General features: G+C 55.6%; 2 protein-coding genes. Both read right to left on the bottom strand.

What is annotated here, in order from left to right; genetic code table 11:
• Window positions 1-36: 36 nt before the first annotated feature.
• Window positions 37-849: an IS3 family transposase gene (locus FEM01_RS24000; RefSeq protein WP_240791797.1), complete on the bottom strand. Its 813-nt coding sequence runs from the start codon at window positions 847-849 to the stop codon at window positions 37-39.
• A gap of 29 nt (window positions 850-878) precedes the next feature.
• Window positions 879-1,232: a transposase gene (locus FEM01_RS24465; RefSeq protein WP_240791796.1), complete on the bottom strand. Its 354-nt coding sequence runs from the start codon at window positions 1,230-1,232 to the stop codon at window positions 879-881.
• Window positions 1,233-1,250: the final 18 nt, after the last annotated feature.

The raw sequence follows: 1,250 nt of genomic DNA, 5'->3' as shown, positions 1-1,250 counted from the left end.
TGAACTGGTCAAGCAATTTTGGACACCGGTTAAGGTTCATGCCGCTACTTTGAGCTTTTCCTCCATGGCTACCGGTGTTTCATAGCCGTTGTAGCTGTGGAGGCGCTTGAGGTTGTAGCGCATCAAATAAGCCTGGATATCCACTCGTGCCTGCGCTTCGGTCTCGTAGCCCTCTGCGGGCATCCACTCTGACTTCAACGCCCCGAAGAACCGCTCCATGGCAGCGTTATCCCAGCATTGGCCTCGATGGCTCATGCTCTGCTTCAAGTTAAACTCATCGAGCGTGGCTCTGAATTTATGGCTGGCGTACTGACAGCCCTGGTCTGAATGGAAAATTACACCCGCTGGTCTACCTCGCGATTCAGCTGCCATGCGCAGGGCGTTACAAGCCAAATTGGCATCTGCAATCATCGAGAACGCCCAACCCACTACTCGGCGGGCATAGAGGTCAATCACGGCGGCCAGGTACAACCAGCGCCTGCCAACCTGGATGTAGGTCACATCGCCACACCAAACCTCATTGATCGTCGAAACCTTGAAGTTGCGCTTCAGCTGATTCTCCGCGATCAATGCCTCTGCCCCCGATGACCGATACCGGTGCGGCCTGCGCTGCTTGCACTTCAGGTCAGCTTCACGCATTAACGCGCGCACCTTGTATCGCCCGATTGCATGGTTTTCACGCCGCAGTTCCTGCACCAGCGTTCGCGAGCCAGAGGCACTTCGTGACGCGTTGAAGTGCTTAACCACCAGCAGACGCAGAGCATCCCTAGCCGGGTTTTCACGCCCTTGCCGTTTGCGCCACGCGTAAAAGCTGCTGCGCTTGACCCCAAGCACGCGGCAGCAGTCGATAACAGGGTATTGCTCACTCAGCTCGTTGATCAGCGAGAACGATCTTTGGAGTCCCGAAGCAGGAGAGCACTGGCCTTTTTTAGGATTTCAATATCCCGATCCTTTTGCCGAACCAGCGCTTCGAGTTCTTCAATTCGTTGTTGCTCCGGCGTGATTGCTTTGGCTCCAGCCGGAACCTTGCCCGCTCTCTCTTCACGCACCTGTTCAACCCAACGACGAAGGGCCGTAGGCCCCAGCCCAAGGGCCGCGCAGACCTCAGGAACTGACTGGCCGTCGTCCAGCACCATTTCAGCGGCTTGGACTTTGTATTCTCTTGAGTAAGATTTACGCACTGATTTTGCCTCCAATTGGGCGCCATCATAGCGCCCGATGAAGGTGTCCAAAATCATTAGGCCAGTTCA

Origin of the sequence: Pseudomonas mosselii, from assembly GCF_005796105.1 — a bacterium.
GTDB lineage: Bacteria > Pseudomonadota > Gammaproteobacteria > Pseudomonadales > Pseudomonadaceae > Aquipseudomonas > Aquipseudomonas mosselii_C.
The sequence above is the reverse complement of the archived record's forward strand: the minus strand, read 5'-3'. Positions and strand labels throughout refer to the sequence as shown.